The organism is Streptomyces sp. NPDC024698, from assembly GCF_055559015.1.
The window spans coordinates 314311-331177 of record NZ_JBVHLK010000008.1; the positions used below are offsets into that span (position 1 = coordinate 314311).

General features: G+C 72.3%; 19 protein-coding genes. 7 read left to right on the forward strand and 12 right to left on the reverse strand.

The window, feature by feature from the left end; all coding sequences use genetic code 11:
• Positions 1 to 132: 132 nt before the first annotated feature.
• Entirely contained in the window at positions 133 to 1476 is a 1344-nt protein-coding gene (locus tag ACZ4AA_RS21140) for a helix-turn-helix domain-containing protein (protein WP_467604232.1), read from the forward strand.
• 6 nt (positions 1477 to 1482) lie between these two features.
• On the opposite strand, the gene ACZ4AA_RS21145 is transcribed toward ACZ4AA_RS21140, so the two are convergent.
• Positions 1483 to 2190 carry a hypothetical protein gene (locus tag ACZ4AA_RS21145; protein WP_467604236.1) on the reverse strand — a complete coding sequence of 236 codons (708 nt, stop codon included), beginning with the start codon at positions 2188 to 2190 and terminating at the stop codon, positions 1483 to 1485.
• Positions 2180 to 2773 (reverse strand): SigE family RNA polymerase sigma factor, encoded by a 594-nt coding sequence (locus tag ACZ4AA_RS21150; protein WP_467604241.1) that lies wholly within the window; start codon positions 2771 to 2773, stop codon positions 2180 to 2182. Before ACZ4AA_RS21150 ends, ACZ4AA_RS21145 begins: the two co-directional genes overlap by 11 nt.
• Positions 2774 to 2884: 111 nt before the next feature.
• Here ACZ4AA_RS21150 and ACZ4AA_RS21155 point away from each other — a divergent pair, with 111 nt between their 5' ends.
• Both ACZ4AA_RS21155 and ACZ4AA_RS21160 read left to right on the forward strand, forming a co-directional pair.
• Complete coding sequence (locus ACZ4AA_RS21155; RefSeq protein ID WP_467604245.1) at positions 2885 to 3826, forward strand: L,D-transpeptidase; 942 nt, start codon at positions 2885 to 2887, stop codon at positions 3824 to 3826.
• Positions 3827 to 4202: 376 nt separating this feature from the next.
• Complete coding sequence (locus ACZ4AA_RS21160; protein ID WP_037614735.1) at positions 4203 to 4424, forward strand: hypothetical protein; 222 nt, start codon at positions 4203 to 4205, stop codon at positions 4422 to 4424.
• A 145-nt stretch (positions 4425 to 4569) separates the two neighbouring features.
• On the opposite strand, the gene ACZ4AA_RS21165 is transcribed toward ACZ4AA_RS21160, so the two are convergent.
• Entirely contained in the window at positions 4570 to 5415 is an 846-nt protein-coding gene (locus ACZ4AA_RS21165; protein WP_467604249.1) for a hypothetical protein, read from the reverse strand.
• 200 nt (positions 5416 to 5615) lie between these two features.
• Here ACZ4AA_RS21165 and ACZ4AA_RS21170 point away from each other — a divergent pair, with 200 nt between their 5' ends.
• Positions 5616 to 5930: a MerR family transcriptional regulator gene (locus ACZ4AA_RS21170; RefSeq protein WP_467604255.1), complete on the forward strand. Its 315-nt coding sequence runs from the start codon at positions 5616 to 5618 to the stop codon at positions 5928 to 5930.
• A 279-nt stretch (positions 5931 to 6209) separates the two neighbouring features.
• The gene (locus tag ACZ4AA_RS21175) at positions 6210 to 6413 is read left to right on the forward strand and encodes a cold-shock protein (protein ID WP_020871138.1); all 204 of its coding nucleotides are present in this window, start codon (positions 6210 to 6212) and stop codon (positions 6411 to 6413) included.
• 165 nt (positions 6414 to 6578) lie between these two features.
• Here ACZ4AA_RS21175 and ACZ4AA_RS21180 read toward each other — a convergent pair whose 3' ends face one another.
• From ACZ4AA_RS21180 to modA, 5 genes are all read right to left on the reverse strand, one after another.
• Positions 6579 to 7001: an ATP-binding protein gene (locus ACZ4AA_RS21180; RefSeq protein WP_467604259.1), complete on the reverse strand. Its 423-nt coding sequence runs from the start codon at positions 6999 to 7001 to the stop codon at positions 6579 to 6581.
• 192 nt (positions 7002 to 7193) lie between these two features.
• Positions 7194 to 7652: a cupin domain-containing protein gene (locus ACZ4AA_RS21185; RefSeq protein WP_467604262.1), complete on the reverse strand. Its 459-nt coding sequence runs from the start codon at positions 7650 to 7652 to the stop codon at positions 7194 to 7196.
• Positions 7653 to 7773: 121 nt separating this feature from the next.
• Entirely contained in the window at positions 7774 to 8856 is a 1083-nt protein-coding gene (locus tag ACZ4AA_RS21190; protein ID WP_467604265.1) for an ABC transporter ATP-binding protein, read from the reverse strand.
• Complete coding sequence (gene modB, locus ACZ4AA_RS21195) at positions 8853 to 9734, reverse strand: molybdate ABC transporter permease subunit (protein ID WP_467604388.1); 882 nt, start codon at positions 9732 to 9734, stop codon at positions 8853 to 8855. Before modB ends, ACZ4AA_RS21190 begins: the two co-directional genes overlap by 4 nt.
• 154 nt (positions 9735 to 9888) lie before the next feature.
• Positions 9889 to 10734: a molybdate ABC transporter substrate-binding protein gene (gene modA, locus ACZ4AA_RS21200; protein WP_467604269.1), complete on the reverse strand. Its 846-nt coding sequence runs from the start codon at positions 10732 to 10734 to the stop codon at positions 9889 to 9891.
• Positions 10735 to 10951: 217 nt separating this feature from the next.
• On the opposite strand from modA, the gene ACZ4AA_RS21205 reads away from it, so the two are divergent.
• A complete protein-coding gene (locus ACZ4AA_RS21205; RefSeq protein WP_467604272.1) occupies positions 10952 to 11449 on the forward strand; it encodes a molybdopterin-dependent oxidoreductase in 498 nt (165 codons plus the stop codon).
• A gap of 68 nt (positions 11450 to 11517) precedes the next feature.
• Here the strand turns inward: ACZ4AA_RS21205 and ACZ4AA_RS21210 are convergent, their stop codons facing one another.
• From ACZ4AA_RS21210 to ACZ4AA_RS21225, 4 genes are all read right to left on the reverse strand, one after another.
• On the reverse strand, positions 11518 to 11913 hold the full coding sequence (locus tag ACZ4AA_RS21210) for a TOBE domain-containing protein (RefSeq protein ID WP_467604276.1): 396 nt from the start codon (positions 11911 to 11913) through the stop codon (positions 11518 to 11520).
• Positions 11914 to 12074: 161 nt separating this feature from the next.
• A complete protein-coding gene (locus tag ACZ4AA_RS21215; protein WP_467604393.1) occupies positions 12075 to 13433 on the reverse strand; it encodes a M20/M25/M40 family metallo-hydrolase in 1359 nt (452 codons plus the stop codon).
• Between the two features lie 2 nt (positions 13434 to 13435).
• Positions 13436 to 13873 (reverse strand): hypothetical protein, encoded by a 438-nt coding sequence (locus ACZ4AA_RS21220; RefSeq protein ID WP_467604280.1) that lies wholly within the window; start codon positions 13871 to 13873, stop codon positions 13436 to 13438.
• Positions 13870 to 15339, reverse strand: a complete 1470-nt coding sequence (locus ACZ4AA_RS21225) for an APC family permease (RefSeq protein WP_467604282.1) — start codon at positions 15337 to 15339, stop codon at positions 13870 to 13872. The genes ACZ4AA_RS21220 and ACZ4AA_RS21225 overlap by 4 nt, the downstream gene beginning before the upstream one ends.
• Before the next feature lie 279 nt (positions 15340 to 15618).
• On the opposite strand from ACZ4AA_RS21225, the gene ACZ4AA_RS21230 reads away from it, so the two are divergent.
• Complete coding sequence (locus ACZ4AA_RS21230) at positions 15619 to 16857, forward strand: threonine/serine exporter family protein (RefSeq protein ID WP_467604285.1); 1239 nt, start codon at positions 15619 to 15621, stop codon at positions 16855 to 16857.
• Positions 16858 to 16867: the final 10 nt, after the last annotated feature.

A 16867-nucleotide genomic window follows, 5' to 3' on the forward strand; every position in this document is an offset into this window, starting at 1 on the left:
GCGGCGTATTAAGCATGCTTAATCCGGCGCTTAACGTAGAGGCTCCCGGGCTCCCGTCGCAAGAGGGTCCCGCCGCCGGACAGTAGCCGCAAGCCGGACCGGCCCGACTCGGCTTGATGGCATGCTTGACCCATGGCGGAGCGGGACGACCCTGAGATCATCGGGCGCAGGGTGCAACAGCTGCGCACAGAACGAGGCCTGACGCAGAGACAGCTCGCGGAACCGGTGTACACACCGGCGTACATCTCCACTCTGGAGGCCGGCCGGGTCAGGGCCTCCGAACCCGCGCTGCGGCACATAGCCGGGCGCCTCGGCGTCGCGTACGAGGAGCTGGTGACCGGACGGCCCGCCCATCTCGCCACCGATCTGCGGCTGCGGCTGACGGACGCGCAGCGCACACTCTCCACCGGGGAGGCCGAGGTGGCCGCGGGGACCTACACCACCCTGCTCGCGGAGGCGGAGGCCCACGGGCTGGTCGCCGAACAGGCGGCGGCCCTCCTCGGACTCGGCGAATGCGCCCTGGACACAGGTGATCTGGAGACGGCGCAGCGGCGCTTCGAGGAGGCGGAGCAGCGGCTGGGGGACGCGCCGCTGCCGCAGCGGGTGCCCGCCGTGCGCGGCCGTGCGGTCTCCCACTATCTCGCCGGTGAACTGCGGTACTCCTGCTACCTGTTCGAGTCCACCCTCGACGAGCTGAACCGGACGGGGCTGCACGACCCGGAGGCGCTGCTCCTCCTCTACACGGGGGTCATAGCGCCCTACATGGACATGGGCGCGCACGCCAGGGCCGCCCAGGCCGCCGAGTTCGCGCTCGCCCTCGCCCCGCAGGTCCAGGACCCGGCGCTGGTGGCGCGGATGCACCGGTCGGTGGCCCGGACGATGATCGCCGAGGGGCGTATCGCCGAGGCCGACGTCTCCCTGGCCAAGGCCGCCGAGCTCTACCGGCAGCTCCAGATCCGCACCGAGCTCGCCAACTGCCACTGGATGCGCGGCTACCTGTATGCCCAGAACGGCGAACTGGAGCGTGCGGAGGACGAGTTGCGCGAGGCGCAGGCCATGCTGTCGGCGAAGCGGGCCGCGCTCTACACCAGCCAGGTCGCGGTGGAACTGGCCGATGTGCTGCACAGGCGGGGCAAGTCGGGGGAGGCGGACGCGCTGCTGCGGCAGGTGCTCGGTGAGCTGCATTCCGAGCGGGGCGCCATCCACGCGGCCGCCGCGCACCGGCTGCTCGGCATCATCGCGGAGGACACCCGGGACACCGAGGCGGCCGAGGAGCACTATGTGCGGGCGATGAGCCTGCTGGAGCGGGCCGGTGCGGCGGGCGACCTGGCGGACCTGTGCCGGCTGCTCGGTGATCTGCTGCGGCGCACCGGCCGGGTGGAGGCGGCCCTGGACGCCTACCGCACGGGCCTCGGCCACCGCACCGCCCCGGGCACGACGACCCTCGGCCCGGCCCCGGCCCAGCCGCCCCTCTGAAGGGGTTCAGGAGCCCGTGCCGGTGGCCGTGCGCGTGCTCGTCCCGGAACCCGGGTTCCCCGTGCCGCCGACGGGCACGGACGGGGCCGAGGCGCCGTTCGAGGGCCTGATATCGACCACCGCGCCCACGGCGAGCCGGTCGTACAGCTGCCGGGCGTCGGCCTTGTCCAGGCCGATCCAGCCGTGTTCCGGGTCGGAGAAGCTCTCGCTGCCCGAGCCCAGGGATCCGACGTAGTCCTTCGTGCCGTCGGGTGCGGTGAGTTCGACCACCCAGGACGCCTTGAAGGAGTAGCCGCCGCCGAAGCCGACCGTTCTGGAGGAGATCCGTCTGACGGCCGTCTTCGCGCTGACCGTCGTGCGGACCGTCGGGGTGGGGCCGTTCAGGTTGTCGTAGTGGAGCGTCAGCCGGTGGCCGGCCACGGTGATCACCCGCCTGCCCAGATCGATCGTGGCGTCCGGCGGTGCCTCCGGCAGGCTCGTGCCGACGGTGGGGCGCGTGGCGGGCGGAGGGCTGTGCCGCGCCGTGCCGCCCGGGTTCAGTACGGCGGTGAGGGCGAGCACGCCCGCGACGGAGACGCCGGCCGCGGCCCACGCCGTACGTCGGCGGCGCCGGCGGCCTGTCGCCCGGCCGCGGATCTCGGCTCCGGTCAGCGCCGGGGGGCGCTCCGCGTCGGTCGCCAACTCGCGGAGCGCGGAGGTGAGTTCATCGGACACGGTTGCCCTCCCTCTCCCCCTCGCCCGACGGGCACGCGGGGCCCGATGTGCGCACGCGATCCGCTGGGCGCACGGGGTCCGACGGGCGCGCGGAGCCGGTCAGGTCCGCCGGATCCTCCGAGAGCACCCGCGCCAGCGCCGCCCGGCCGCGTGAGAGCCGGGCCTTGACCGTGCCGACGGGGGCACCGGTTTCGGAGGCTACCTGCTCGACACTCAAGTCGCACAGATGGTGCAGAACGATCGCCATGCGCTGTGCCTCGGGCAGGGTGCGCAGCGCGGCCACGAGCGCGGTGTGCTCGGGCCCGGGGCCCGGGGTGTGGCCGGCCGGAGGCGTGCCCCGCACCAGTTCCAGCCGGCGCCGGGCCCGGCGCCAGCGGCTCACCGCGAGCCGGGTCGCCACGGTCCGTATCCACGCCTCGGGAGCGCCGTCGGCGAGGAACTCCCCGCGCCGGTCCCAGGCGCGTACGAAAGCCTCCTGCACGACGTCCTGCGCTTCGCCGTGATCCCCCGTGAACGCGTAGAGCTGGCCGGTCAGGCGAGGGAACGCGCTGGCGTAGAACGCGTCGAACTCTTCCTCGGTCATGCTCTCCGTCCGAAGGTCCGCGGATTCCCCGGCCGGGTGCAACCGGACCGCCCCCACCGCGCGTACAGGTCCCGTACGGCGCACATCGAGACACACCACAGGGGGATCACCATGACCGAGGGACGAAGAGGCGGCCGTGGCCGGCCGGCCCGAGCCTGGAGCGCCGCGGCCGTGTGCGTGCTGCTCGCCGGGTGTTCGGCGCAGGCGGTGGCCGACGGTGCGGGCGGGGGAAGCGGGCCGGGGGGCGGGACCGCCGTCACCGGCACCGCCGCGGGAACGGGCCGGCCGAAACCCTCCGCCACCCCGCCGGAGTCCCTGGCCGGCGCGCACGTCAACATCGCCGACGGGCAGACCGTGGGGGTCGGCATGCCCATCTCGGTGACCTTCGACCGTCCGATACCCGTGGCCGAACGGGCGCACGTGGAACGGCAGTTGAAGGTGACCGCCGATGTCGAGGGGTCCTGGGGGTGGGTCAAGGACCGTAACCTCGCCGACGGGCAGCGTGTCGACTTCCGGCCCCGCAGGTACTGGAAACCCGGCACGGCGGTCACCGTCCGGGCCGGGGCCGGAATCACCAGGCATTTCACGGTCGGCCGCTCCTTCGTCGCCACAGTGGATGTCCGTACACACTTCATGACGCTCGAAACCGCCGGATCGTCGCGCCGTGTCCCGATCACCGCGGGCGCGCCCGGCATGGACACCTGGAACGGCACGATGGTCGTCTCCGACAAGGCGTCCAAGGTGTTCATGGACTCGCGCTCGGTCGGCTTCGGCGACGCGTACGCGGATTACTACTACTACGCCGTCCATCTGACCGCCTCGGGCACCTACCTCCACCAGAATCCGAAGGCGAACGTCTACGGCGGCCGGCAGAACGTCACGCACGGCTGTGTCGGACTTGCCACCGGCGGTCCGGCGAAGCGGTTCTTCGACGAGGTCGTCCCGGGCGACGTCGTCAGGGTCGTCGGCTCCCGGGACACGGTCGCCGTCGGCAACGGCTACGGCGACTGGAACCTCGACTGGGACCGGTGGCGGGCGACGAGCGCGCTCTGACACCGGGGGCCGGGTCCGCTCCCGGCCGGACCCGGGCCGAGCACGGGGGCACCACGGGGGACGCGCGGGCGTACGCCCCCTGTGGTGCCCGTGTCCCGGGCGGGCCGCGGACGCCGATCCGGTCCGCTCGGGACCCGCCGCGACGGCTTGTCCGGTCCGCGACAGGCTCGCCCGGCGGACGGCCCCGCGCACCGGGAAGATCGTGGAACCGGGACCCCGACGGTGACCTCGGCGAACGCGCGGCCTGCCCGGCGGGGACCGGACGCGAGGGCGCCCGGGAGCCGTGATCCGTAGTCCTCGGGGTGGCCGAGTCGGAGCGGGATCGAGACCATCAAGCCCTACCGCCCGCCGGAATAGGGCCCATACTGGATTCACGATGAGTAAATCCTCCGCGCCCCGGCGCCACCTGCCCACCAGCCCCTTCGCTGCACCCGTAGTCCCCGTGGCCAAGGAGTTCAGCCTCGGAGACCGCGTCTCCCACGACCAGTACGGCCTGGGCACGATCGTCGGCGTCGAAGAGGGCATCGCGATGCTCGTCGACTTCGGCGCCCGCCAGGTCCGCGTGCTGAGTCCCTACACCCGGATGGACCGGCTCTGACGCACATCCACTGACACCTCCGGCCCGAGGCAGCCGCGCACCGGCTGTCCGGGCCGTGGTGCGTCCTGGGGCGCCGCCGCCCGGACGGCCGCCGGGGTCCCGGGTACGAGGCCCGGACGGCCGACGCGTCCGTGAGCGCCGCTCCTCAGCCCTGGGGCGGGGCGGGCGACTTCCCTGCCAGGACGTCCTTCAGCCGGTTCGTGCCCGCCTGGACCGCCTGCTCGGTCGACTGGTGCTCGGTGCCGGAGAGTCCGCCGTTGGTGAGGGACAGGGCGCTGTCGCCGACCCGCACCGCCGCGAAGTCGAGCGTCAGCGTGTCCGGGTCGCCCTCCAGCTTGCCGCTCATCGTCACCCGCAGTCCCTGGCGGGCGTCCCCCACATCGGGCAGATGTGTCGAGATGACCTGGACCGTCTGCCGGTCCCCCTTGCCGTCGATGGCCGTGAACTGGTCGCAGACGTCCGGCAGCGTCGCCAGCCACTTCAGCTGGGTGTCCAGGGAGCTCTGCCCGTACGAGGCGACCTCGTAGCGCATCTGGGCGTCGTCGGCGCTGTCGTCGAAACCGGTGACGGCACTGGCGCCCAGCGGCTTGCCCAGCAGGTTCTCCGCGTACAGACCGTCCAGGAGCTTCTGGCACTGCTGGGCGTTCCCCTTGTCGGTGACGAAGGCCGACGCGTCGACCTTGCTCCTGAGCAGCGTGTCGTGCCAGGCCGCCACGCCCTTCGACTCGTCCCACTGCGACCCGAGGTCGGAGTTGGTGATCAGCGCGCTCCGGGCCTCGGCCGCGGTGAGCACACGGGGGGACGCGGAGGGAGAGGGGGAGGCGACGCCGGGTTCCTCGGCCACGGGCGAGGCCGGGACCGTGGAGGCGGGGGACGCGGAGGAGTCCGTACGGCCGGAGCCGCCGTCGCCCCCGCCGTTCGAGCAGGCGGCCGTCGACAGCAGCATCCCCGCGGTCAGGGCGGATGCGAGGAGACAGGACGGACGGATCATGCGAGGGCCTCCCGAGGACGGTCCCGAGGTCGGGCTGTGTCCCTCCACGCCACCACCGGCCACGTCCCCCCACCAGCGCACCGGTCCGTCCGGGTGAGTGCGGCGCGTCGCTGCCGAGGGGCCGCCGCCGGGTGATCCCGTCCGGCACAGACCGGGATCTGCCAGAGTGGAAGGTGATGCACGCGCCCCAGGGAAGCACCATGAGCCCCACCGACCGGTTCGAAGACGACGACTACCCCGCCTACACGATGGGCCGCGCGGCCGAGCTGATCGGCGCCACGCCCGCGTTCCTGCGGGCCGTCGGGGAGGCCGGGCTGATCACCCCGCTGCGTTCCGAGGGCGGCCACCGCCGTTACTCCCGCAACCAGCTCAGGCTCGCGGCCCGCGCCCGGGATCTCGTCGACCAGGGCACGCCCGTCGAGGCCGCGTGCAGAATCGTCACGCTGGAGGACTCCCTCGACGAGGCCCTGCGGATCAACGCGGAGCTGCGTGGCTCGACACCGCAGGACGCTTGAACGGGCTGTCGGGGGTACTCGGGGGACGCTTCCCGGTGGTCCCCCTGATATCTGCACCGGCCGATACAGAATTTGCTGCACGGGCCCGCGAGGTTTTGATATTCCCCGTGCCGGGGTGACATAGTGCGCCCGCTTCGGCACGTCTGGCGTGCTACTGTCGATTTCAGTTGCAGTTGTGGTTCCCAAAGATTTTCCGGTGCATTCCGGTTGGGGCTTCATTGCGGCAGCGCGGGTTCACGAGGTGTGGATCTGCGAGCTTAGCCCCGAAGGAGATTTGACATGGCTACTGGCACCGTGAAGTGGTTCAACGCGGAAAAGGGCTTCGGCTTCATCGAGCAGGACGGCGGCGGCGCCGACGTCTTCGCTCACTACTCGAACATCGCCACCTCTGGCTTCCGTGAGCTCCAGGAAGGCCAGAAGGTGACCTTCGACGTCACGCAGGGCCAGAAGGGCCCGCAGGCGGAGAACATCGTCCCCGCCTAGTCCGGGACACCGGATGGCCGGTGTGCGCACCTCACGGTGCGTACGCCGGCCATCTGTTTTTTACGGTCATGGAAATTGCGATGAATTTTCGGTGTCCGTTCCCCATTTCGGCGACGCTAAACCCGGGTCACGTGGGCCGGTTACCGCACCGCCAGGACCGCCCGGTTAGCGCACCGCCAGCACGGCGCGCACGGTCTTGCCGCCGAAGCCCGTACTGACGATCTCCAGACTGTGGGCCAGCTGCTGGACCATGGCCAGCCCCCGCCCGCTTTCCGACTCCGCGTCCAGTACGCCGATCCGCGGCCTTCCGGGACTGTCGTCGCGGACCTCGACGGTCACGCGTCCGTGCCCCAGCTGAAGCCGCAGCCGGCAACCGCTGCGGCCGTGCCGCACGGCGTTGGCGACGAGCTCGGAGGCGATCAGTGTGGCGTCGTCCACCTGGTCGGCGGTGGGTGAGGCGAGCCGTGGCCGCGGCCGGGTCAGGAACGCCGTGGTCAGTTTGCGGGCCCTGCCCGCCGAGACGGCCGTACGCGGCAGTGTGTACTCCACGCGGGCGGTCGGCCGGACGGTGCGCTGGTGCGCACGCATGACTGACACCTCTCTTCCCCCTCCCAGGACGACAGGCCCCCGCCGACGGCTCCGTCCCCGTCGGCCGGGACCCCGCGCGAAACGGTGCGCGGCCGGTCCTGCCCTCGGGTGATGCCCCACCCGGGCGATCGGCAACCAGGGACGTGCGTCACAAAGCTGCCACGGACACGTCAGGGCAGCCCGGCAGCCCGTTCAGCTCCCGGAGTCCAGCAGGCGGAAGTCGGCGTAGTCGAATCCGGGCGCCACGACACAGCTGACCAGAACCTCCTCGTCACCGGCCGGACGAGCGGACTGCCAGACCCCGCCGGGGACGAGGACCTGAGGGCGCTCCCCGGCCTCGATCCGGGGGCCGACGCGGACCACCTGCGGGGTGGACTGGGGAGTGGTCCCGTCCCCGCCGAGCAGGAGGTCGAGGGGGCCGCCGCGGTGCCACAGCCAGAGTTCGTCCGAGCGGACGGTGTGCCAGGCCGAGGTGTCACCGGGTGCGAGGAGGAAGTAGATGGCGGTGGCGGCCGGGCGGGGGCCGGGGTAGCCGTCGGGCACGAACGCCTGCGGCGCGGTCCAGGTCTCGGCGAACCAGCCGCCCTCCGGGTGGGGACGCATGTCCAGGGCGGCGGCCAGCGCCGGGATCCCGGTCTCAGGAGAGGTCATCCCTTGCGTCTATCACGTGCCCTGACGGAGGTTCAACCAACTGCGGATGGACACCCCCCAGGCCGTGTACGCAAGGCCTCGCCCGCCCGGCGGGTGGACGACGCGACCTCGCGGACGCGCCCTAGGCCGGATAGGCGTGGGTCTGGGCCGCCTTCACCGTGGCCCAGACCAGGGAGCCCGGATGCAGGCCGAGTTCGGCCGCGGCGACCGTCGTCAGGTCGGCGGCGAGCGGGAGTTCGCCGGTGAGGGCCACGCGGATCTGGTCGCCGTGCGTCTCCAGGCCCGCGACCCGGCACTGCCACAGGTTGCGGGCGCTGGAGCCGGTGGGCCGGTCGCGGTGCAGTGTCACGGCGCCCGGCGGGAACGCCACGAACACGGGCCCGTCGAGCCGCTCGGTCGTGGTGATCCCCGGACCCGCCTCCAGCCGTACGGTGTGGCCCTCGGCCTCGCCGCGGTAGAGGTTGAGCCCGACGAGCTGGGCGATGTAGTCGGTGCGGGGCCTGCGGGCGATGTCCGAGGGGCCGCCCTCCTGGACCACCCGGCCGTCCTCGACCACCACGAGCCGGTCGGCGAGCACCATCGCGTCCAGCGGGTCGTGTGTCACGAGGACCGCGACGGCCTCGAAGTCGGCCAGATGGCGGCGCAGTTGGGCCCGCACGTCCAGGCGGGTCCGGGCGTCGAGCGCGGCGAGCGGTTCGTCGAGCAGCAGCAGCCGGGGACGGGTGGCGAGGGCGCGGGCGACGGCGACCCGCTGCGCCTGCCCGCCGGAGAGCCGGCGCGGCCTGGTCCCGGCGAACTCGGCGAGGCCCATGCGCTCCAGCCACGCGGCCGCCTGGGTCCGGGCCTCCGCCTTGGACACGCCCTGACAGCGCGGCCCGAAGGCCACGTTGTCGAGCGCGGACAGATGCGGGAAGAGCAGATAGTCCTGGAAGACGACGCCGACGGGGCGCGACTCGGGCGGCGTACGGTCCAACGGGACGCCGTCCAGCCGCAGTCGGCCGCCCTCGGACAGGGGGGTGAGCCCGGCCAGCGCGCGCAGCGCCGTCGTCTTGCCCGCCCCGTTCGGACCGAGCAGGGCCACGACCTCGCCGGGGGCCGCGCTCAGCTCGATGTCGAGGAGGAACGAGCCGCGCCGGACGACGAGGCGGGCGTCGAGGCCCGTGCCGGACGGCTCGGCGGTCTTCGGCGGGTTCGTCCCGGTCATGAGGCCGCCGTCATCCAGCGGTCCCGCAGCCCGGCGAGGACCGCGACCGACACCAGGAGCAGGACGAGACTCAGCGCGGTCGCGGCGTCGGGGTCGCTCTGCAAAGCCAGATACACGGCCAGCGGCATGGTCTGGGTGCGGCCGGGGAAGTTGCCCGCGAAGGTGATCGTCGCGCCGAACTCGCCGAGCGCGCGGGCCCAGGCCAGGACGGAACCGGCGGCGATGCCGGGGGCGATGAGCGGCAGGGTGACCCGGCGGAACGCGGTGAAGCGGGAGGCGCCGAGGGTCATGGCGGCCTCCTCGTAGCGCGGGTCGGCCGCCCGCAGGGTGCCTTCCACGCTGATCACCAGGAAGGGCATCGCCACGAAGGCCTCGGCCACGACCACCCCGGCCGTGGTGAAGGGCAGCGTGATCCCGAACCACGTGTCGAGCAGCCTGCCGACGACGCCGTTGCGGCCGAGGGCCAGCAGCAGCGCGACACCGCCGACCACCGGGGGCAGCACGAGGGGCAGGGTGACCAGGGCCCGTACGAGCCCGCGTCCCGGGAACTCGGTGCGCGCCAGCAGCCAGGCGAGCGGCACCCCGAGCAGCATGCACAGCGCGGTGGCCGAGGTCGCCGAGAACAGGGACAGCTGGAGCGCCTGCCAGACCCCGGGCTTGGCCAACTGGTCGGGGAGGGTGTGCCAGGGCGCCCGGACGAGCAGCGCGACCAGCGGGAGGAGCAGGAACGCGAGCCCGACGAGGGCCGGAACCAGCAGGGGAAGCGGTGTCCCGCCCCCGACCCCGCCCCGTACCCGGCCCGGCGTCCGGCCGCGCCGGCGCCGCGGCCCACCGGCGAGGGTGTCGGCCGGGGCACCGGACGGGTCGGGCGGGGTCACGGGATCACTCACGGCTTCGGGAGACGGGTTCGGGGCGGCCGGGACGCGGACGGACCCGGACCGCGGGGGTCAGGACCGGTCCGGACCCGGACCGCGAAGGCCGGGACCGGATCCGCTGCGGCGAAGGCCTGGACCGGACCCGGTACGGCGAGGGTCAGGACGTGGGCTTGAGGAAGCCGGCCCCGGTCAGCACCTTCTGGCCCTCCGGGGACCGCACCAGCTCGATGAAGGCCTTGGCGGCGGCCGAGTTGGGCGCGTCCTTGAGCAGGGCGATCGGGTAGTCGTTGATGGCGTCGGCGGACTCGGGGAACTCCACGCCCTCCACCTTGTCACCCCCGGCCTTCACATCGGTCTTGTACACGACCGCCGCGTCGGCCTCCTTCAGCTCCACCTTGGTCAGGGCGCTCTTGACGTCCTGCTCGTAGGAGACGGGGGTGAGCTTCAGCTTGCTCGCGTCCAGCGCCTTCTGCGCGGCGGCGCCGCAGGGCACGGTCTTGTCGCACAGCACGACCTTGAGGCCGGACTTGGTGAGGTCCTTCAGGGAGGCGACCTTGTGCGGGTTGCCGGGCAGGGTGGCGATCTCCAGCTGGTTGCGCACGAAGGTGGCGGGGGTGGTCGCCACGTCGCCCTTGTCGGTCACGATGGCCATCGTCTTGGGGCTGGCCGCGGCGAAGACGTCCGCCGGGGCGCCGCCCGTGATGCTCGCGGCGAGGCTGTCGCTGCCGCCGAAGCTGAAGGTGACCTTGGTGCCCGGGTGGGCCTTCTCGAACTCCTGGCCGAGGGCCGTGAAGCTCTCCTTCAGCGAGGCGGCGGCGAACACGGTCACCGTGCCGGAGAGCTTCGACGAGGAGGCCGCGGACGACTTCTTCGCGTCCGAGGAGCCGGACGTGCTGTCCGAGGAGGAGCAGGCGCTCAGGGCCAGCAGCGCGGCGGCGCCGACGCCGGCCACCTGAAGGGTCCGGCTGGTGCGGCGGGTCCGGTGCGCGGATCGGGTCGTCACGGTTCTACTCCCTCGAAGACTCTGAGGCTCGCTGAAGCCTCCGTCGTGATCCTCAGTGCTGAGCTCACGTTCTGCAATGGCCTGATCATACTTCCGCATATGCGAGCGATAAGTCTCCTGTCCTATCGCATGAGCTGTGCCCAGCGGGTTCGGATGTACGCATGTGCGTTTGTCTCGGGCCGCCCGGCGGGTACGGTCCACCGGGAGGTGCTGTCCAGTGAGCCAGTCCCTGACGCAGCCGACACCACCGGCTCCCCCGCTCGCGGAACTCGCGCTGACCGGTGACCTCGCCCGGCCCGCCCTGCTGACCGTTTCCGATCTGCTCGCCTGGCCCCAGCACCGGGTGCGGGTCGCCTTCGAGTGCGCCACCAGCGGGGTGCGGCACCACGGATTCGAGGGTCCCCTGCTGCACGACGTGCTGCGGGACGCCGGCCCCCGCTTCGACCCGGCCCGCCGCAAGGACCGGCTGCGCTTCCTCATCGCGGTGGCCGGCGCGGACGGCCACCACGCGCTGCTCACCTGGGCCGAGATCGACCCCGACTTCGCGGACGCCCCGGTGCTGCTGGCGGTCGGCATCGACGGCACCGCGCTGGACCGGGCGGGACCGCAGCTGGTCCTGCCGCAGGACCGGTGCGGGGCCCGGCACATCAGCGGCATCAACACCATCAGGGTGGACGGCTGTTACCCGTCCTGGCCGGGCGGGACCACCGGCTGAGCGCCCGCGCCCGGTGTCCCCCGGGCGCGCGTACGGCTTCTGCCCGGACTCCGTGGTCCGGCGGCCGGTCAGGCGCGGTCGATGTGCACGTTGGTCGACTTGACCTTGGCCGTCGCCTCCACGCCGACCTCCAGGCCCAGTTCCTCGACGGCCTCCCGGGTCAGCAGGGACACCAGCCGGTGGGGTCCCGCCTGGATCTCCACCTGGGCGGCGACGTCACCGAGCTTGACGGCGGTGACGATGCCGGGGAAGGAGTTGCGGACCGAGGTGTGCGAGCTGACGCCCTCCTCGTGCCCGGCCCCGGCCAGTTCCACCGAGAACGCGGCGAGGTCGCGGCCCTCGATCAGGCGCCGTCCGCTGTCGTCCCGGTGCGTCGCCACCCGCCCGGCGTCCGCCCAGCGACGGGCGGTGTCGGGGCTCACGCCGAGGAGCCGCGCGGCCTGGCCGATCGTGTAGGACTGCATGGGCGGACGATAGGCAGGTGCTTCGCGCCCCTGCAAGCCGGACCCCGGGCGCGGCGCGGGCGGTCGCGAACAGCGCGAACACGCCTCAAGGCGGCCGCCGTCGGCAGAGGCCGGGCGCCGCCGTCCGGCCGGTGCGGGGACACGCGGGCCGGAGGACATGGTCAGCGGCCGCGCCCCCTGGCGTCCGCGTAGGAGCGGAGGAAGAGCGCCTCGACATGGGCCATGTGCTCGATCTCGGCCGGGTCGACGCTCTCGTTCGGCGCGTGGATGAGGCACTTGGGCTCCTCCACGCCCATGAGCACGATCTCGGCGCGGGGGTAGGTCACGGCGAGGACGTTGCACAGCGGGATGGAGCCGCCCTGGCCGAGGAAGGCCATGGGCCTGCCGTAGACCTCGTTCATGGCGCGGCCGAGCGCCGCATAGGCGGGGCCGTCGGTCGCCGCCTCGAAGGGGGCGCCGGTGCTCTCGTCCTCGACGCCCACCCGTACTCCCCAGGGCGCCGCCTCGGTGAGGTGCCGGGTGAGGGCCGCGCGGGCCGTCGCCGGGTCGGTGCCGGGCGGGATCCGCAGGCTCACCCGGGCCCGCGCGGTGGGCGGTACGGCGGCGGCGGAGCCGACCACCGGGGGGCAGTCGATGCCGAGGACGGTGACGGCGGGGCGGGCCCACAGCCGGTCGGCGACCGTGCCGGTGCCGGTGAGCCGGACGCCGTCCAGCACTCCGGCGTCGGCGCGGAACTGCTCCTCGTCGTAGCCGACGCCCTCCCAGGTGCCCTCGCAGTCGAGTCCCTCGACGCGGGTGGCGCCGGTGGCCGGGTCGCGCAGGGTGGAGAGCAGCTGGATCAGCGCGGCGAGCGCGTCCGGGGCGGGGCCGCCGAACATGCCCGAGTGGATCTCTCCGGCCAGGGTGTCGACCGTGACGACGACGTTGACGAGGCCGCGCAGGGTGACGGTGGCGGTGCCGGTGCCGACCTCGGCGTTGCCGGTGTCGCACACCAGCAGGGCGTCGGCGAGGAACTGTTCCGGGTGCTGGGCCACGTACTGTTCCAGACCTCCCGTGCCCTGTTCCTCAGAGCCCTCGGCGACGAACTTCAGGCCGACCGGGAGGTCGTCGCCGAGCGCGCGCAGGGCGGTCAGGTGCATCACGATGTTGCCCTTGCAGTCCGCGGTGCCGCGCCCGTACCAGCGGCCGTCGCGTTCGGTGAGGGCGAAGGGCGGTGTGGTCCAGGCGTCGTCGTCGAGCGGTGGCTGGACGTCGTAGTGGCAGTACAGCAGGACGGTGGGGGCGCCGGGCGGCGGCGGGCGGTGGCCGATGACCGCGTGGCTTCCGTCGGGCGTCTCGGCGAGATGGACGTCGTGGAGTCCCGCCTCGGTGAAGGCGTCCGCGACCCACTGCGCTGCCCGCCGGCACTCCTCGGGCGGGTACTGGCGCGGGTCGGCGACGGAGGGGATGGCGACCAGCTCGGCCAGGTCCGTCCTGGCCCGGTCCATCAAGCCGGCGATCCTCCCGGCGAGTTCGGACATGGTCACCGCCTCACCGTGTCGTCGGTCTTCAGGTCGTCGAGCTTGTCATTGATCTTGTCCAGCTTCTCCGGGCAGTAGATCTCGATGATCGTGGCCTCCGCCCGGAGCGATCTGCCGTCGCCGATGACGGGCCGCTGGCCGACGAACGCGGCGCCGTTGGACACATTGATCTTCCACAGCGCCGACTTGAGGGCGCTGGCCGGATCGTCGCAGACCAGGCCGCCGTCGGTACCCAGCAGGCTGGCGATCAACTCGGTGTCGGGGCGTGGGAGTCCGGCCTTCACCGCGGCGTCGGCGAGCTGGTTCGCCTTGCTCGTGGCCTTGTTGTTCGTCGTGATGGCCGAGTAGCGCAGGAGCCCGACGACGACGAGACCGAGCAGGACGACGATGGCCCCGTAGTAGATCCACTTGTGCTCGGATGCGAACCGGGTGGGACTCATGCCCCCGCCTCCTCCTCGCGCGCGGCCTCGCTCTGCCAGCTCGGCTTGCGGAACCTCAGGAACGCCCAGGGGATCAGCAGACCGAGGACGCCGAGCCCGCAGCCGATGATGACGACGTACAGCAGGACGCTGCTGCTGCCGAACTGGGAGGGCGGCACGAAGCCGATGACCATGGCCGAGGCCGAGGCCAGGAAGCCGACGACGCACACCAGGTTGAGCGCCGGGACGCGGTAGCCGCGCGGGTGGTCGGCCTGGTTCTTCCGCAGCCGCATCGCCGCGACGAACATCAGCAGATAGACGATGAGGTACACCTGCGTGGTGATCGTCGAGAAGATCCAGTACACGTTGGAGACGTTCGGGATGAAGGCGTAGCCCAGCGCGATCACGGTGGTCACGACGCCCTGGGTCACCAGGATGTTCTGCTGGATGCCGAAGCGGTTCAACTGCTGGAGGTACGGCGGCAGATAGCCCTCGCTGCGGGAGATCTCCAGCAGGCCCTTGGAGGGTCCGGCGAGCCAGGTCAGCATCCCGGCCAGCGACGCGGAGATCAGCATCACGGCCGCGATCGGTGTCATCCAGCCGATGTCGAAGTACGAGAAGAACGCGTCGAACGCCTGCATGACACCGGCGGTGAGGCTGGTCTGGTCGGCGGGCACCACCCAGCTGATGGCCAGTGCGGGCAGGATGAAGATCAGCAGCACCAGGCCCATCGCCAGGAACATCGACTTCGGGTACTCCTTCGCCGGGTTCTTCAGCGAGGACACGTGGACGGCGTTCATCTCCATGCCGGAGTACGAGAGGAAGTTGTTGACGATCAGGACGAGGCTGGCCAGGCCCGTCCACTCCGGCAGCAGATGGCTCGCCGTCATGGGCGCCGCGGAGGGGTTGCCCTGGGCCAGGAAGACCATGCCGAGCACGACGAGGATCGTGCCGGGCACCAGGGTGCCGATGACCAGACCCCAACTGGACAGTCCGGCCAGGGCCTTGGTGCCGCGCGAGGAGACCCAGACACCGGTCCAGTACAGGACCACGATGACGATCGCGGTGTAGAGACCGCTGGAGGCCAGGGCCGGGTCGATGATGTACGCGATGGTGCTCGCCACGAAGGCCAGCAGACTCGGGTAGTAGAAGATCGTCATCGCGAACTGGCACCACACGGCGAGGAATCCGAGCGGCTTGGACAGTCCTTCGCTCACCCAGCGGTAGACGCCGCCGTTCCAGCCCGAGGCCAGTTCCGCCGAGACCAGGGCGGTCGGCAGCAGGAACACGATCGCCGGGACGAGGTAGAGGAACACGCAGGCGAGCCCGTAGACCGCCATCGTGGGGGCGGCCCGCAGGCTCGCGACCGAGGCGGTCGTCATGAGGGCCAGCGTCAGCCAGGTGAGCCGTGGCGCCGCGGGGATCGTGGCCCGCGTGGCCTGCGCCTTCTGCCGTGGCGCGTCCGCGGGCATGTCCATCGAGCTCATCGGACGCCTCCCCGTTCCTTGTCGAAAGCGATGGGCCCAGCCTTGACACGGACCGGGGCCACCGCCCGCCGGGTGGCCCGTCCGAGTGACCGGCCCGACCCCCGCGCCGGGTCCCGCCGCCCGTCCGGGTGACCGACCCCCGCGCCGGGCCCCTCCGCCCGTCCGGGTGACCTCACTCGTTCGGACCGCTTCGCTCGCCCGCGGGGTGGCGGCTCCGCAGGCTGGGAGGCGGACCGCGCATCCGTGGGTGGGCGGCCGGGCGCCGAGGAGAGGTGGCCGATGACGGCGGAAACGGGCGCCGCTCCGGACGAAGTGGCCGCTTTCCTGGCCCGGTTGACCCGGCTGCTGCTGCGGTCCAGCGGCGAGGGTGCCGTCACCATCGAGCGCACCGTCCGGGGCACCGCCCGCGCGCTGGACACCGACGCCTCCGTCCTGCTCGTGCCGGACGGAGCCGCGCTGACCGTCGGCACCGGCGGCGACTCCCGCACGGTGACCCTGCGCGCAGTCCCCGAGGTGTTCAGGCTCGACCAGGTCGTGGCCCTGAAACCGCTCGTCCAGGACGTACGGGCGGGGCGGATCGGCGTGCGGGAGGCCGACCGCGGGCTGGCCGCGATCGAGACGTCCGAGCCGCCCTACCCGTGGTGGCTCAAGCTGCTCGGCATCGTCCTGTTCACCCTGGGCTTCGCGCCGCTCATGCAGTCCACGTGGTACGAGGTGGGCGCCACCGCGGTCCTCGGCGCCGTCGCCGCCGTCCTGGCCGTCGCGGCGGACCGCGTCCCCCGGTACGCCACCGTGCTCCCGCTGGTCGTCTCGACCGTCGTCTCCGCGATCACCGTCGAGGTATTCGCCCGCGACCCCTCGCACGGCGGACCCGTCCTGCTGATGCTGCCCGCGCTCTTCTTCTTCGTGCCCGGCGACTATCTGAGCGCCGCCGCGGCCGAACTCGCTGCCGGCTACATCACCACCGGCGCGATCCGGCTCGTCTACGCCGCCTTCCTCCTCGTACAGCTCTATGTCGGGGTCCTGCTGGGCCTGTACCTGACCGGCACCTCCACGCGCGCCCTCTTCGACATCGCCGCCGCGTCCGATCTGCCCCGCTGGGCCCTGTTCCTGGGCTGGATCGTCTTCACCACCGGCACCGTGCTCGCCTTCGCCGTCCCGTTCCGGCTGCTGCCGCCCCTGCTCGTCCTGGTCTACGTCACCGTCGCCGTGCAGTCCCTGGCCACCAAGGCGATCGGCGAGACGGGCGGAACGTTCGTCGCGGCCGTCGTCCTGGCCGCCGCCGCGACGAGGCTCGCCCTGCGGCCGAACCGGCCGCCCCGGCTCGTCCTGCTCCTGCCCGGCTTCTTCACCCTCACCGTCGGCTCCCTCGGCATGCGCGGGCTGACCACTCTGGCGGGCGGCTACGTCATCGAGGGATTCCGCGATCTGCTGAAACTCGTCACGATCGTCACGGCCATCGCCGTGGGTCTGGTCCTCGGAGCGGTCCTCGCCCAGCCGGCGCACCCCGACCGCTGAAGCCGGGGCG